We start from the raw sequence: 15,440 nt of genomic DNA on the forward strand, positions 1-15,440 counted from the left end.
AGTCATTTCAGCTTACTGAGCCAAGAGGCCTTGACCTATGGGTTACCCATAGGTTCTACACTAAATAACCACTATTTAACCGGTCGGGAGAACAGGCCATGAAAGTTACTGAGCTTGCCAAACGGGGCGGTGTTACCGCTGAGACCGTGCGTCACTACGCTCGTGAGCGGCTACTTGCTCCTCAGCGCCACCCGGATAACGGCTATCAGCTATTTTCGGATACCGACTTAGAGCGGCTGCGTTTTATTCAGCGGGCGCGCAAATTAGGTTTTAGCGTGGCTGAGATTCGCGACATTTTGACCCACGCCGACCAAGGCGACTCTCCCTGCCCACTGGTACGCGACTTACTCGCCAGCCGCCTGCCGCAAATCCGCGCACGTATTGCCGAGCTGGAAGCGCTAGCCGAACGAATGGAACAGGCCATGGAGAGCTGGCAGCAAATGCCCAACGGCTCCCCCGACGGCCACAGCGTGTGCCGCCTGATTGAGAGTTTTCCTGACGCCACGCCTACCAAGGAGACCCCATGAGCGACGCCTCTACCGAAGCCGCCTCAAACGTGAGCCCTGCCAATGGAGTCACCACGCGAACTATTCCTGGCATGAATTGCCAGGCCTGCGTCAAGCGTATGCGCGAGGCAGTACAAAACGGTGACCCAAGTGCCGAAGTGATCGGCACGCCTAGCGAAAAACGCCTAGAGGTTGTTTCATCGCTAACCGACGCCGAGCTTGATCAACGCTTGACCGAGGCGGGCTACCCGCCCGGTGAAGCAGCGCTGGAGGAAGCAGCCCCAGACGGAGCAACTAAGCAACCAGATACCACGCCACCCGCTAAGGCTGAAAAGGCTGCAAGTCCCCCCTCCCAAGGCCAAGGTAAAAAGCAGCGTCTGGCGATTAGCGGGATGACCTGCGCCAGCTGCGTTAAGAGCGTGCAGAAAGCACTAGAGCGAACTGAGGGAGTCGACACCGCCAGCGTCAATTTTGGCACCCACTCCGCCCAGGTGTTTGGCAGTGCAAAGACCCAAGCGTTAATCGCCGCCGTTGAGTCAGCTGGCTATGGCGCCGAACCGATTGTGGATATGCGGGAAGCAGAACGCACTCGTGCAGAGCAGGATGCCAAGACTTACCAAAAACGGCTGCGCGGCAGCGCGATCTCGCTGGCACTGGCGATTCCGCTGATGCTCAGCATGCTTTTTTTCCATCCCCACCCGATGGGCATGGGGCGTCTCTACTGGCTGGTGATCGGCTTGTTAACCTTGGGTATTTTGGCCTTCCCAGGACGCCACTTTTTCGTCAACGCCTGGAAGCAGTTTAAGCATCGCCAAGCCAATATGGATACCCTGGTGGCCATGGGCACCGGCACCGCCTGGCTCTACTCCATGGCCGTGGTGCTGTTTGCGCCGTGGCTGCCAGAAGTCGCTCAGGGGATCTATTTTGAAGCCTCAGCCATGGTGATCGGGCTGATTCTACTCGGCAATGCCATGGAGCTACGTGCCCGGGGCCGCACCAGCGATGCGCTAAAGCGCCTGCTTGATCTACAGAGCCGAACAGCGCGGGTGATTCGCGACGGTCACGAGCAGGAGATTGAGATTGATGCGGTGCGCGCTGGCGACCACGTACGAGTACGCCCCGGCGAGCGTTTACCGGTGGATGGAGACGTCGTTGAAGGCCAAAGCCATATCGATGAGTCGATGCTTACCGGCGAGCCACTCCCCATCGCCAAAAGCGCGGGAGATGAAGTCAGCGCTGGCACGGTGAATGGCAAAGGCGGCTTGATCTATCGCGCCACGCGGGTGGGCACCGACACTCGCCTGGGGCAGATTACCGAACAGGTAGCGAGCGCTCAAAACTCGCGTCCACCGATTGGCGAGCTAGCCGACCAGGTCTCCAGCGTTTTTGTGCCTGCGGTAATGATCATTGCCGTATTGACGGCCCTGGTGTGGTTCAACCTAGGGCCCGCTCCCCAGGTGATCCATATGCTGGTGACGGCGACCACCGTGCTGATTATTGCCTGTCCCTGCGCGCTGGGTCTGGCGACGCCGATCTCGACCATGATCGGCGTCGGTAAAGCGGCAGAGCATGGGGTGCTGGTACGCAGCGGCGAGGCGCTGCAAACCGCTAGCAAGCTGACCACGCTAGTAGTCGATAAAACCGGCACGCTCACCCAGGGCAAGCCCAGCGTCACTGATGCGCAGATGTTTGGCGTAGAGCAATCCACCGCGCTGGCATTGGTGCACGCGCTGGAACGCAGCTCCGAGCACCCATTGGCGGCGGCGTTAATGACCTACGCGGATGAACACGAGGCTAACCCTGCCGAGATTAATGGTTTCGACAGCGTGACCGGTGGCGGAGTAAAAGCCCAAACCGCCGACGGCAAAGCGCTGCTGCTGGGCAATGCACGTCTATTGAGCGAGGTAGGGGTGGATCTCAAGGCGGGTGAAGAGCAAGCACGCGCCCTAGAAGAGCAGGCTCGCACGCTGGTGTACTTGGCGGTGGATGGCAAACTGGCCGCCCTGTTTGGCATCAGCGACCCGCTTCGCCACGACACCGTGGCCGCGATCAAGCGCCTGCAAAAAGACGGCTTAACGATTGTCATGTTAACCGGCGATAACGAGCACACCGCCAAGGCCATTGCTCAGGAAGTGGGTATTGATGAGTACCGCGCAGGCCTGCTACCCGAGGACAAGCACGCTGAGATCGAGCGCCGTCAAAAGGCGGGAGAAATCGTTGGCATGGTGGGCGATGGCATCAATGATGCCCCGGCGCTGGCCCGGGCGAACGTAGGCTTTGCCATTGGCCAAGGCACCGATGTGGCGATTGAGAGCGCGGGCATCACGCTAATGCGCGGCTCGCTGCACGGGGTGGCGTCAGCGATAGAGATCAGCCGCGCCACGCTGCGCAATATCAAACAGAACCTGGTGGGCGCCTTTGGCTACAACCTGCTGTGTATTCCTATCGCGGCGGGGGTGCTCTACCCGCTAACCGGTATGCTGCTCTCACCGATGATAGCGGGCGCTGCCATGTCACTCTCTTCCATCACCGTGGTGAGTAACGCCAACCGCTTGCGGCTATGGAAAACCAGCCAGGAGGACGCCTCATGAGCTTATTGATCAACTTGGCAGGCCTGGGGCTCATTGCACTGATCGTGTGGTGGTTCTGGCTTGGCTAAACGTTTTTAGCTCACTCCAATATATCGCCCTGGCTTATGGTTCAGGGCGATAATCAGGTTGAGCGTCAGCGCCCCTAGTACCGAATAGCCCACGCGGTCCAACGGTAGTTGGGTCAGGGCTACCAGCAGGATAACGCCATCAATGGCCAGTTGAACATAGCCTGCGCGCAGGCCGTGTTTATCCTGCAAGTAGAGCGCGAGGATATTGATACCGCCCAGGCTGGTACGGTGGCGAAACAGCATCAGCATACCAATGCCCATCAGCGCGCCGCCCATCAAGGCGGCGTAGATCGAGGGCACGTTGGCAAATTGCACCCAGCCTTGGGTTAACTCTGAAAACAGCGATACTAAGCCGATGGCGGCAAAGGTGCGTAGGGTAAAACTCCACCCCATCCGCTTCACCGCCAAGTAGTAAAACGGCAGGTTAATGGCAAAAAAGTACACTCCAAAGCCCCAGCCGGTAATGCTGCTGGTGATGTAGCTCAACAGCAGCGCTAAGCCTGCCGTACTGCCGGTCAATAGCACCGCATGGGTGTAAAAGGTCACTCCCAGCGCGACAAAGAACGTGCCCAGCAGCATCGCCATCATATCTTCATAGGGGCGATGCTGATCCTTGGGTAAATCTTCCACGCGCATGGGGCGTCCTTACTTAAGTTGCCAGTAGATGATACAATGTACAGCTTAAATTGGGCTGGCGTGCTCGACCATCAACTGCAGCGTCTCGCGGCCGCGCCAGCGGTTACGGTTAAGCTTATAAGCACAGTGCAGTGTATCCCCCACGTTAAACCCAGGCAGTTCCCCTGGCGTTAAGGCACGAAACCAGATGGCTTTGCAGGTCACCGGGCCAGTGGAGAGTTCCAGCATCAGGTGCGCGCCGTCAGCACCCACCGGGCGCAGCGCCTCGACAATAAAGCGGCCTTCAAACAGCGGCGGATCAAACTCCCGCCCGTAGGGCCCAAGGGTTTCTATCTCTTGCAAGGTGGTCAGCGAAAGCTGTGCCGTGGAGAGCTCGCCATCCGTCCATAGGCGCGGATAGAGCGTTCGTCCCTCCAGCTGTTCGCCTACGGCCCTCAGGAAAGCCGCTTTAAAGGCGTCAAGCTGATCCCGTGGCACGCCTACGCCTGCCGCACCACTATGGCCGCCAAAGCGCGGTAACGCCTGGGGAGCAAGCTCAAAGGTGCGCTGTAGGGCATCACGCAGGTGCAGCCCATCAATCGAGCGGCCGGAGCCGGTTAGCATACCCGGTGCCGAGGCTTGTGTTAGCACCAGCGCCGGGCGCCCGTAGGCCTGCACCAATCGCGAGGCGACGATACCCTGTACGCCGGGGTGCCCGTCTTCAAGCAGCACCACCACGGCGGGCTCATCGGCGTCCAGAGCTGCTGTGGCAAGAGTGCGCGCCTCGGCGGCCATATCAGCCTCAATCGCTTTGCGGGACTGGTTATCCTGATCCAGCACGTCGAGCTGGCGATTGGCGACCCCATCGTTCTCGGCCAGCATAAAGTGCAGCGCCGCGTAGGGGTCGTCCAGCCGCGAGCGGGCATTAATCCGCGGCCCCATCTGAAACGCTAACGTCTCGGCGTTAAACGGCACACTGTCAGCGCCTAAGCGCGTGGCCATGGCGCGCCAGCACGCTGCATCCATGCGATTGATCAGTTTTAACCCTTGATTGACCACCGCGCGGTTGGCGGGACTGCCCCCCAGGGAGACACAGTCAGCCACGGTGCCCAAAGCTACGTAGGAAAGCCAGGGCGACAGCTTGGGCGTCGACTCTGAAAGCGCCCCCCACTCAATCAGCACGCCGCGGGCGAGTGACATCAACAGCCACGCCACCATACAGCCAGCGATGGTTTTGTCGGGATACTCACAGTCATCACGGGTAGGGTTAACACAGGCGAATGCCGAGCTTGGCGGCCCCTCACTGGGCAGGGCGTGGTGGTCGCTGACTACCACGTCGATACCTGCCGCTTTTAATCGCGCGATACGCGGCTCATCAGAGCTGCCACAATCGGCGGTAATCACCAGGGTCGGAAACGGCTTTTGAGCCAAGGTGCGCTCTACCAGCGGTAGGCTAATCCCATAGCCGTCATGAATACGGTGGCCAATCAGGCTATGTAGCTTGCCCTCTGGCACCCCAAACAGCTCCACCAGCGTGCGCTTAATCACCACGTGGGAGGTAATGCCATCCACGTCGTAGTCGGTGAGAATGCCGATGGCCTCACCCTCTGCCACCGCCTGAGCGATACGTTCGGCGGCGCGGCGACCGTCAGCCAGTTTCTCCGGGTGGGCCAAATAACGCAGGCTAGGTGCGATTAACGGTAGCAACTCACCGCTGTAGCCCGGCAAGCGCGAGGCCAGCAAACGCGCCTGCAGTTCGCTTAGGCCTTCCGCCTGAGCGCGGGCATAAAGCGCCTCATCCACTGGACGAGGCTCTAGGCGCGGCCCGGCCTTGCTAGACGACAGCGTGCGATGGGGTAAATCAGTCACTGAGGCCATTAATACGTCAACGCCGGTTTTCCGCAACGTACTGCTGCACGGCGGCAAGTTCCGCAGGGAGCACTGTGTAGCGCTCTTCGCGCTCAATCAGGTCTTCCATATGCGGCGGCAGTGGCACGCCCAGGAAGCCCGCCTTCACAACGGCCTCGGCGAATTTAGCCGGGTGCGCAGTGGCGAGGGTAATCATTGGCGTTGACTGATCTGCCCGGGCACGCTCGGCAGCACGATAGCCGGTGGCGGTGTGCGGGTCGAGCATTTCACCAGTGCGTTTATGGGCGTCGCGAATCACTTCCAGAATCGTCGCATCGTCCACGCTGTAGCTGGAGAACTTCTCGCGCAGCTTGGCCAGCGGCGCATCGGCCAGCGCCGTGGGTTCCTGCTGGAAGCGCTCAAGCAGCGCCGCCACGGCCAAGCCATCGCGGTCGTAGGCGTCAAACAACAGGCGCTCAAAGTTAGATGACACAACGATATCCATGGAGGGCGCTAAAGTAGCCGCTAGCTCTTTTTTGGAGAAGTCGTTGGCGGCCAGCGTGCGGTGCAGAATGTCGTTGGCGTTGGTGGCGATGATGAACTGCTTCACCGGCAGGCCCATTTTGTAGGCCATATAACCAGCAAACACGTTGCCGAAGTTAGCCGACGGCACGCAGAAGCTCACTTCACGGTGCGGCGCACCCAGCGCAACGCCGGAGGCGATGTAGTAAACGATCTGCGCCATAATGCGCGCCCAGTTGATCGAGTTCACCGCGACCAAGCGAGTACCGTTGAGGAACGACTGATCGGCAAAGCTGGCCTTGACCATCGCCTGGGCGTCATCGAAATTGCCTTCGATGGCAATATTGAAGACGTTATTGGCCAGCACCGAGGTCATTTGTCGGCGCTGTACTTCCGAGACCCGGTTGTGCGGGTGCAGGATAAAGATATCCAGGTTGTCGCAGTGGCGACAGCCTTCAATCGCCGCCGAGCCGGTATCGCCAGAGGTCGCACCCATGATCACCGCACGCTCGCCACGCTTTTTCAGGAAGTGGTCGAGCAGGCGGCCGAGCAGCTGTAGCGCTACGTCTTTAAATGCCAGGGTCGGGCCGTGGAACTGCTCAAGCAGGAAGTGATTGGCATCCAGCTGTTTGAGCGGCAGCACGGCGTCGTGATTAAAGGTCGCGTAGGCCTCGGTCACGATGTTGCGGAAGGTCTCGTCGTCGATCTCACCGTTCACAAACGGCTTCATCACCCTAAAGGCGATTTCCGCATAGGAGAGCCCGGCCATGTCGGCCAGCTCTTCCCGGGAGAACTCAGGCATTGTTTCCGGCACATAGAGGCCGCCGTCGCTGGCCATACCGGTGAGCACCACTTCTTCAAAGGAGAGCGCGGGCGCCTGCCCGCGCGTGCTGATATAGCGCATCTAGGCTTACTCCCCTTCACTCAAGCTTTCCACGCGAATACGCGTGACGGGGCCCGCAATATCGGCCATGGATTCGATTTCGCGAATCGCTGCGTTCATCTGCTTCTCTTTAGTACGGTGTGTGAGCAGAATGATCGGCACCAGCTCGCCTTCGGTCGCCTCTTTCTGAATCAGTGCCTCGATCGAGATGCCCTGCTCAGATAGAATCGTGGCCACCCGCGCCAACACGCCGGGGCGATCCACCGCCAGCAGGCGCAGGTAGTAGGCCGTGATGATATCTTCCATCGGCATGATGGGCAGTTGGCTGACATCTTCGTCGATGCCGCTAAACGCCAGGTACGGCACCCGGTAGCGGTGCTCGGTGGAGATATCCCGCGCCACGTCGAGTAAATCGGCCACCACCGCTGATGCAGTCGGCTCGGCGCCGGCGCCAGCGCCGTAGTAGAGCGTCGGCCCTACCGCGTCGCCCATTACTGCAATAGCATTTTTTACGCCATGAACATTGGCCAGCAGGCGCTCTTTAGGAATCAGCGTGGGGTGAACCCGCAGTTCCAGGCCTTGATCGGTACGCTTGGAGATACCCAGATGCTTGATCACGTAGCCAAGGTTGTCGGCTTGCTCGACGTCTTCCGCAGTAATCCGTGAAATGCCTTCGGTGAAGGCTTTCTCGAACTGCAGCGGCACGCCGTAGGCAATCGAGGCCAAAATCGTCAGTTTGTGTGCCGCATCGATACCTTCCACGTCAAAGGTGGGGTCAGATTCGGCGTAGCCTAGCGCCTGGGCTTCTGCGAGCACGTCTTCAAACGCCCGGCCTTCATCGCGCATATGGGTAAGAATATAGTTGCCGGTGCCGTTGATAATTCCCGCTACCCATTCAATGCGGTTGGCACCCAGGCCTTCGCGCAGCGATTTGATCACCGGAATGCCGCCTGCGACTGCAGCTTCGAATGCCACGATGACGCCCTTTTCGTGAGCGGCTTTGAAGATTTCGTTGCCATGCACCGCAATCAGCGCCTTGTTGGCGGTAACCACGTGCTTGCCGTTTTCAATGGCGGTGAGCACCAGCTCGCGGGCGATATCGTAACCGCCAACGAGCTCCACCAGGACATCCACATTGGGGTTGGTCGCGACTTCAAACACATCGGAGGTGGCATTGATGCCGGTAATATCGCAGTCAGGATGAATACTGCGGTGAGCAACCTGCTCAATCACAATAGGGCGGCCAGCACGACGCGCAATATCATCAGCGTTGCGAGTCAATACGTTAAAGGTGCCGCCACCGACAGTACCTAGACCACAAATACCTACTCTTACCGGTTTCAAAATACTTCCCCTTTCGTGTTGTGCACCTGGTGGTGCTGGCCTTAATTACGGTTTTGAATTCGATCTTAAAGACCGTGCCTCAGCGCTTTGTATTATCTTTCAATGTGACGTCATTCGTCATCTAAGCCTAACATGGCAAAGAGCCGCTCGGGGGGCACAAAGCCCGGCACCAGTTGCCCATTGGGCAAAATAATTGCTGGCGTGCCTTGTACGCCCAGTGCCTTACCCAGATCATACTGCCCCGCCACAGGATTGTCGCAGTCTGCTGCACTGGAAATAGTCTCGCCTTCTTTGGCTTGAGTCATCGCTTCGCTGCGATTATCCGAGCACCACACCTGCTGCAGCATGGTGGCAGCCTGGCTGCCCATGCCCGCACGGGGAAAGGCCATATAGTGAACGGCGATACCACGCTCATTCAACTCCGGAATGGTGTCGTGTAACCGCGCGCAATAGGGGCAAGTAGGATCGGTAAATACCGTCACTGTTGCTTTCGGTTCATCGGCACCGCGGAAGATCACTAGCTCACTCTCAGGCACTGCCGCCAGCGCATCTGCACGCTCTTGGTTCTGCTCTTGCTCGGTCAAGTTGACCAACCCGTCGGGTGCATTTTCATATAGGTCGCCGACCAGGAAGTGGCTGCCGTCTGCATTGGAGTAGAAAGATTCGCCGTTCTCCAACCGCACGTGATAAACGCCATCCATAGGCGTTTCGGTGACCGCTTCCACGGGCATCGACTGGCCATTGACGCTAAGTGTTTCAGCCAAACGATCTGCCACGTCGTCAGCCTGTGCAGCGGAAGGTAGCAGGCTGGCAGTTAGCAAACACGCCAGCATCGAGGAAGGTGTCAGTAAAGGTAGTGTTACAAAACGGCGTTGACGCATCATCAATTCAACCTCGTGGGTGATGTTCAGCATGTAGGCTTTCCAAGCGCGCCTGGGCTACATGGGTATAAATTTGGGTCGTCGACAGATCGCTATGACCCAACAGCAGCTGTACGACCCGCAAATTGGCCCCATGATTCAATAAATGGGTGGCAAATGCATGGCGAAGCGTATGGGGCGACAGTGGCCGGGTAATCCCTGCCGTTATGGCATGCACCTTAATCCGGTGCCAAAACGTTTGCCGGGTCATCGCTTTGTCACCCCGCCCAGGAAACAGCGCGGGGCGTGTTGGGTCGCTCATCAGCGCCAACCGTGCAGTCTGCATATAGTGCGCCAGCCAATCTGCGGCCTCTTCGCCCATGGGAACCAAGCGGTCTTTATCGCCTTTACCACGCACCCTAACCACGTTTTGGCGCAGATTGACCGCATCACCAGTGAGCCCTACCAGCTCTGATACCCGTAAGCCACAGGCGTACAGCAGCTCCAGCATGGCACGGTCACGAACCCCCAAAGGAGTCTCCGTATCCGGCGCCAAGAGTAGGCGCTCAACCTCGTCCTCTTCCAAGGTATTAGGCAAGCCGGGTATGACCCGCGGTAGTTTGATATCAGTCAGTGGGTCACTTTCCACTTGGTTGTTTAAACGCCCCCAACGGTAGAAGCTGCGCAGCGTCGACAGCAGCCGGGCATTACTGCGCAGTTGATACCCCTCCTCCCGGCGATTGGCCAGCCACTCACTGAGGCGCTCCGGCGGCGGCGCCAGAAGGGCTTCACCGTGGCTCTCCAGGTGGCTCTGCCAGGCGGTTAAATCACGCCGATAGGCGGCTAACGTATGATCGCTGGCGCCCTGCTCAAGCCAGAGAGCATCTAAAAATGCATCGATAACGCTCATACGTTAGTCACCTCAAGCCGCTTTTGTTGAGCGGATAAACAAAACCCCGCCCCGCAAAGCGGTGACGGGGTCTTGGTATCCGGGCGCGACGCCTGTTCGAGAACAGCGTGCGCCCGAGGAGCAGTGGCGTTTAAGCCAGCTTTTCCTTGATACGTGCAGAACGACCACTGCGCTCGCGCAGGTAGTAAAGCTTGGCTTGACGCACGTCACCGCGACGCTTGACTTCGATAGAGTCAACCAGCGGGCTGTAGGTCTGGAAGGTACGCTCAACGCCAACGCCGTGAGAAATTTTACGCACGGTGAAAGCGGAGTTCAGGCCACGGTTACGCTTACCGATGACTACACCTTCAAACGCCTGCAGACGCTCGCGAGTACCTTCTTTTACTTTTACCTGAACGACAATGGTGTCGCCGGGGGCAAAGGGAGGAATTTCTTTGCCCATTTGCTCAGATTCGATCGCCTGGATCACTTTGCTTTTACTGCTCATCATCATACTCCTGAATAACGTGTTGGCTTGACCGCTCAATCATGGGTGGCGGAAGCCGTGATCCCGGCGCTCGAAACGAGCTACGCGGGAGTCGTTATGGGTGACACAGGTGCGCATACGCCCTGCACCGCCGCTCTGGCCTACTCAGTTTTAGCTGACAGAGCGTGTTCTTCGATAAACTCGTTCAACAGCTTACGCTGTTCGGCATCTAACGGCCGCCCTTCCAACAGGTCTGGACGACGCTGCCATGTACGCCCGAGTGACTGCTTTAACCGCCAGCGCTTGATGGCTGCATGATTACCGCTTAACAGCACATCCGGCACTTGGCGCCCGTCGATGACTTCTGGACGGGTATAGTGCGGGCAGTCTAACAGACCGTCATTAAACGAGTCTTCGATAGCGGAATCCTGATGACCCAGTACACCGGGAATCAGCCTTGCCGCTGCATCAATCAGCACCATCGCTGGCAGCTCACCGCCGCTCAACACATAGTCGCCAATCGACCACTCTTCATCGATGTCACTCTCCACCACGCGTTCATCAATGCCTTCATAGCGCCCTGCCACGACCACTAAAGGCCCGGCGGAAGCCAGTGCTTGAACGCCCTGCTGATCCAGCTTACGCCCCTGGGGCGAGAGGTAGATCACCGTCGGCACTAAGCCGGTGGCTTTCTGCGCCCGTTCCCGGGCGGCAAAGATCGCTGCGCGCAGGGTGTCGACTTTCATCAACATGCCTGGACCACCACCATAGGGGCGGTCATCGACGCTGCGGTGGCGGTCAGTGGCATAATCCCGCGGGTTCCAAAACTCCAGTGCAATACGCTGTTTTTCTACCGCTCTGCCGACCACACCCTGTTGCGTGAGCGCGTCGAACATCTCAGGAAACAACGACACTACACCAATCCACATTGCAGGCACTGCTGCTTCGCTCGCCGTTTCCGGCGCGTTGCCACTATCCAACTCGGTTGAGTCGGTAGATGCATCATTGCTCAAACTGTTCATAAGTTTGGTCAAAACTCAGGATCCCAATCGACGACCATACGGCCCTCTTGGGAACTGATTTCGATAATGACGTCGTCTGGCAAAAATGGCAGCAGTCGCTCGCGCTTGTCGATTGACTCTGAATCGCCGCGAACCACCATGACATCGTTGGCGCCGGTTTCAAACAGGTAGCTTACCCGTCCTAGCCGTTCGCCGGCCTGAGTGAAGACCGCCATGCCTTCAAGCTCATGCCAATAATACTCATCGTCGGAAAGCTCAGGCAGCGCCTCTTTGGGCATCAAGATATCCGTTTGGGCTAATGCTTCCGCCGCACTACGGTCATCGACCCCTTTAAGCTGCACCACAAGTCCTTTGCCCTGCCGACGCCCTTGAACAATGCTTATGCGCTTCAGGGTTTCACCTTGGCGCACCCACCATTCCGGGTATTCAAGAATGCTGTCCATTGGGCTAGTGTAGGAGTACACCTTGAGCCAACCTTTCACCCCATAAGGGCTAGTCAGCTTGCCTAGCACCACATGCGTGTCGTCAGTTTGGCTTATTTCAAAACGCGTCATCGACGACCTCAGCTACCCAGCACTCACTTTCTCACACAATAAGTCTCAGACAACAAGACTCAAAATCAGGCTTAGGCCTGTTTGCGTGCTTCTTTTACCAGCTCAGCAACACGACCAGACAGCTGGGCGCCTTGGCTCTGCCAGTGAACAACGCGGTCTAGGTCAACGCGCAGACGCTCTTCCTGACCACGGGCAACCGGGTTGAAGAAGCCGATACGCTCGATGAAACGACCGTCGCGAGCGTTACGCGAGTCGGTAACGGTCAGGTGGTAAAAGGGACGCTTCTTGGCGCCACCACGGGCCAAACGAATGGTAACCATACGATAACTATCCTTCGGTTGAGGTTACGAGAGTGTGTTTATAGCGCTAACCGCTATCGGAACACTCGTCGTGCTGTTTTCTTGGCGCTAAACTGGCACACGACCACATAAAGCGGCTTGCATGACCTTTTTTAACACCATTAAGGCCTTCATTGAGCGCTGCTACTGCTACGTTTTGACGTATTTGGGCAGCACCCACGCATGAAGAGGCCGCATTCTACGCAAATGCGCCCGGCTTGGAAAGCCTGACAGCCAGAAAACTGATAGGTCGTCAACCTCACCAAGCGCATCAGTACGTTACTATTGGCGTCTTAGCGCCGCGGCAATCCACCGGGGCCGCCCATTCCACCGGGCCCACCTGGGCCGCCGCCACCCATCATGCCGGACATGCCACGCATCATTTTCTGCATGCCGCCCTTCTGGCCTGCTTTCTTCATCATTTTCTGCATCTGCTTATGCTGCTTAAGCAGGCGATTGAGGTCAGGCACTTGCAGACCGGCCCCCGAGGCAATGCGGCGCTTGCGCGAGCCATTGATAATGTCGGGCTTGCGGCGCTCTTTAGGCGTCATGGAATTAATTAGTGCTTCCAACTTGCCCAGCTCTTTCTCGGGACCAGGGCCTTGAGCCATCTCAGCCATCTGCCCCATACCCGGCAACTTGCCCATTAGGCCACCCATACCGCCCATCTTCTTGAGCTGCTGGAGCTGATCGCGAAAATCTTCCAGGTCAAAGCCATCACCCTTCTTGACCTTTTTGGCCAACTTCTCGGCTTTGGACTTATCGACGGTGCGCTCGGCTTCCTCGATCAGCGACAGCATGTCGCCCATCCCCAGGATGCGCGAGGCGACTCGGTCTGGGTGGAACGGCTCCAGGGCGTCGACTTTTTCACCGACACCCATAAATTTGATCGGTTTACCGGTAATGTGACGCACAGACAGCGCCGCACCGCCGCGAGCATCACCGTCCGCTTTGGTCAGAATCACACCGGTTAGCGGCAGCGCTTCGCTGAACGCCTTGGCGGTATTGGCAGCGTCCTGGCCGGTCATGGCGTCGACGACAAACAGCGTTTCCTGAGGCGAGACCGCTTTATGCAGTGCCTGGATCTCCGCCATCATGGCTTCATCAATCGCCAGTCGACCGGCGGTATCAATCAGCACCACATCGTGAAACTGGATCTTGGCGTGCTTGATGGCCGCTTCGGCAATCGCCACCGGCTGCTGGTCAGAGCGCGAGGGGAAGAAGTCCACTTCGACTTCTTTGGCCAGGGTTTCGAGCTGATCGATCGCTGCCGGGCGATAAACGTCGGCAGACACTACCAAGACCTTCTTCTTCTCGCGTTCGCGCAGGTAGCGGGCCAGTTTGGCCACAGAGGTGGTTTTACCCGCACCCTGTAGGCCGGCCATCAATACAACGGCGGGGGAACCCTTAAGCACAAAGCCGTCGTTGGCTTCGCCCATAATCGCTTCCAGCTCTTGCTGGACGATTTTGACGAACTGCTGGCCTGGCGACAGGCTTTTGGATACTTCCTGCCCGACCGCCCGCTCGCGCACGCGCTCAATAAACTCCTTGATGACCGGCAGTGCTACGTCGGCCTCAAGCAGTGCGCGGCGTACTTCGCGCAGGGTATCTTTAATATTGTCGTCGGTCAGGCGAGCCTGACCCTTGATCGACTTTAACGTCTGGGAAAGACGCTCACTTAGATTCTGGAACATGGGGCCTCTCTGCCTCCGTCACTGCCGTCGGCGCGCACGCCCTGGACTCATTAGTAAAAAGATTATACGCGCTCATGCTTTGAGTCTCCATGGGCGAGTGCCAGCGATCCTGCCTGGGCAAGCTGACGCAAAGGCGCTGTTAACCCATCCATGGGCGCTACTTTCGCCATCCATGGCGAAAGACCCTTGCTTACAGCTTTCCCTGGCATTCCTGCATACTTACTCCGAGTCTTTAACTATTTTCATGCGTTTACCCCGCTGGGCGACGCCGCTTGGATTAGTTATAGTAGTTGGATAGATTCTCGTCGTAATCACACTTAATTCGTTTATTTATTCACCGCAACGCGCTGCAAGGCGCACGGATAGCATCATGCAGGCGCTACCTTTCGCCACGATTGCTTTTGTTCTTTATGTTGCCGCTGCCATTTGGCAAGGCATGACGCTGTTCCGGCGTGTGCCGCCTCGCCAGGGCATGGTGCGCCTGCTCGCTGTGCTGGGCTTACTGCTGCACATTCCTGTGGTGGTCAAATTAGTCGGCCAATCCCCTGGCCTACTGCCCGGCTTTACCACCAGCGCCACATTGCTGATGGCGGTTGCGGTCAACGTCGTGCTAGTTGCCAGCCTTTTTAAACCGGTGCTTAACGCCGGGATTGCACTCTTCCCGCTGGCGGGTATTGCACTACTCGCCGCCACGTGGCTGCCGAATCAGGGCGGCCATACCGGGCTTACACCGGGCATTTTATTGCATGCGATAAGTTCAGCGCTGGCGTTTGCCGTGCTGGCGATTGCCGCCGTCCAAGCGGTGCTGGTCGGCCTACAGAACCAGGCGCTGCGCCACCATCATATTCGCGGCATTGTGCAGTCGCTACCGCCGCTCACCACCATGGAGCGGGTACTTTTTGAACTGGTGTGGGCGGGCATTATCCTGCTGACGCTCTCCATCGCGAGCGGGCTTATTTTCCTGGATAACTTCTTTGCCCAGCACTTGGCGCACAAAACCGTACTCTCGCTACTGGCCTGGGTAATCTTCACGACCCTGTTGGTTGGTCGTTATCGCTTTGGTTGGCGCGGCATGCGTGCCGTGCGCTGGACACTGGGCGGTTGCGGCCTGCTGGTGCTGGCCTACTTTGGCAGTAAGTTCGTACTTGAGGTTGTACTCAATCGATAGCGGCTCAACCGCTACCGCGGGCGTTACCACGCCTTTGGTTGTCTTGACACA

At 58.0% G+C, this 15,440-nt stretch carries 14 protein-coding genes; 3 read left to right on the forward strand and 11 right to left on the reverse strand.

Annotated elements, in window-relative coordinates:
* Positions 1-98: 98 nt before the first annotated feature.
* Complete coding sequence (locus AC4EYZ_RS09230) at positions 99-527, forward strand: MerR family transcriptional regulator (protein ID WP_022520224.1); 429 nt, start codon at positions 99-101, stop codon at positions 525-527.
* The gene (locus AC4EYZ_RS09235) at positions 524-3,097 is read left to right on the forward strand and encodes a heavy metal translocating P-type ATPase (RefSeq protein ID WP_190374052.1); all 2,574 of its coding nucleotides are present in this window, start codon (positions 524-526) and stop codon (positions 3,095-3,097) included. The genes AC4EYZ_RS09230 and AC4EYZ_RS09235 overlap by 4 nt, the downstream gene beginning before the upstream one ends.
* Positions 3,098-3,171: 74 nt before the next feature.
* Here AC4EYZ_RS09235 and AC4EYZ_RS09240 read toward each other — a convergent pair whose 3' ends face one another.
* From AC4EYZ_RS09240 to ffh, 11 genes are all read right to left on the reverse strand, one after another.
* Positions 3,172-3,801, reverse strand: a complete 630-nt coding sequence (locus AC4EYZ_RS09240; protein WP_022520226.1) for a YitT family protein — start codon at positions 3,799-3,801, stop codon at positions 3,172-3,174.
* Between the two features lie 45 nt (positions 3,802-3,846).
* Positions 3,847-5,658: a single-stranded-DNA-specific exonuclease RecJ gene (locus tag AC4EYZ_RS09245; RefSeq protein ID WP_190374053.1), complete on the reverse strand. Its 1,812-nt coding sequence runs from the start codon at positions 5,656-5,658 to the stop codon at positions 3,847-3,849.
* Positions 5,659-5,665: 7 nt separating this feature from the next.
* Positions 5,666-7,054, reverse strand: coding sequence for a threonine synthase (gene thrC, locus AC4EYZ_RS09250; RefSeq protein WP_138800381.1), 1,389 nt, complete (start codon positions 7,052-7,054; stop codon positions 5,666-5,668).
* Between the two features lie 6 nt (positions 7,055-7,060).
* Positions 7,061-8,377 carry a homoserine dehydrogenase gene (locus AC4EYZ_RS09255; RefSeq protein WP_009288268.1) on the reverse strand — a complete coding sequence of 439 codons (1,317 nt, stop codon included), beginning with the start codon at positions 8,375-8,377 and terminating at the stop codon, positions 7,061-7,063.
* A gap of 110 nt (positions 8,378-8,487) precedes the next feature.
* The gene (locus AC4EYZ_RS09260) at positions 8,488-9,291 is read right to left on the reverse strand and encodes a DsbC family protein (protein ID WP_161463735.1); all 804 of its coding nucleotides are present in this window, start codon (positions 9,289-9,291) and stop codon (positions 8,488-8,490) included.
* A complete protein-coding gene (xerD, locus tag AC4EYZ_RS09265; RefSeq protein WP_190374055.1) occupies positions 9,266-10,147 on the reverse strand; it encodes a site-specific tyrosine recombinase XerD in 882 nt (293 codons plus the stop codon). The genes AC4EYZ_RS09260 and xerD overlap by 26 nt, the downstream gene beginning before the upstream one ends.
* Before the next feature lie 130 nt (positions 10,148-10,277).
* Positions 10,278-10,634 carry a 50S ribosomal protein L19 gene (gene rplS, locus AC4EYZ_RS09270; RefSeq protein ID WP_027957738.1) on the reverse strand — a complete coding sequence of 119 codons (357 nt, stop codon included), beginning with the start codon at positions 10,632-10,634 and terminating at the stop codon, positions 10,278-10,280.
* Positions 10,635-10,774: 140 nt separating this feature from the next.
* On the reverse strand, positions 10,775-11,542 hold the full coding sequence (gene trmD / locus AC4EYZ_RS09275; RefSeq protein ID WP_027957737.1) for a tRNA (guanosine(37)-N1)-methyltransferase TrmD: 768 nt from the start codon (positions 11,540-11,542) through the stop codon (positions 10,775-10,777).
* 101 nt (positions 11,543-11,643) lie between these two features.
* Positions 11,644-12,189 carry a ribosome maturation factor RimM gene (gene rimM / locus AC4EYZ_RS09280; RefSeq protein ID WP_027957736.1) on the reverse strand — a complete coding sequence of 182 codons (546 nt, stop codon included), beginning with the start codon at positions 12,187-12,189 and terminating at the stop codon, positions 11,644-11,646.
* A 71-nt stretch (positions 12,190-12,260) separates the two neighbouring features.
* A complete protein-coding gene (rpsP, locus tag AC4EYZ_RS09285) occupies positions 12,261-12,509 on the reverse strand; it encodes a 30S ribosomal protein S16 (RefSeq protein WP_007111767.1) in 249 nt (82 codons plus the stop codon).
* A gap of 311 nt (positions 12,510-12,820) precedes the next feature.
* Positions 12,821-14,221: a signal recognition particle protein gene (ffh, locus tag AC4EYZ_RS09290; RefSeq protein ID WP_027957735.1), complete on the reverse strand. Its 1,401-nt coding sequence runs from the start codon at positions 14,219-14,221 to the stop codon at positions 12,821-12,823.
* Between the two features lie 370 nt (positions 14,222-14,591).
* Between ffh and AC4EYZ_RS09295 the strand changes: the two genes are divergently transcribed.
* Positions 14,592-15,389 carry a cytochrome C assembly family protein gene (locus AC4EYZ_RS09295; RefSeq protein WP_190374056.1) on the forward strand — a complete coding sequence of 266 codons (798 nt, stop codon included), beginning with the start codon at positions 14,592-14,594 and terminating at the stop codon, positions 15,387-15,389.
* Positions 15,390-15,440 lie beyond the last annotated feature (51 nt).

This window comes from Vreelandella sp. 162(4c) (assembly GCF_058152265.1).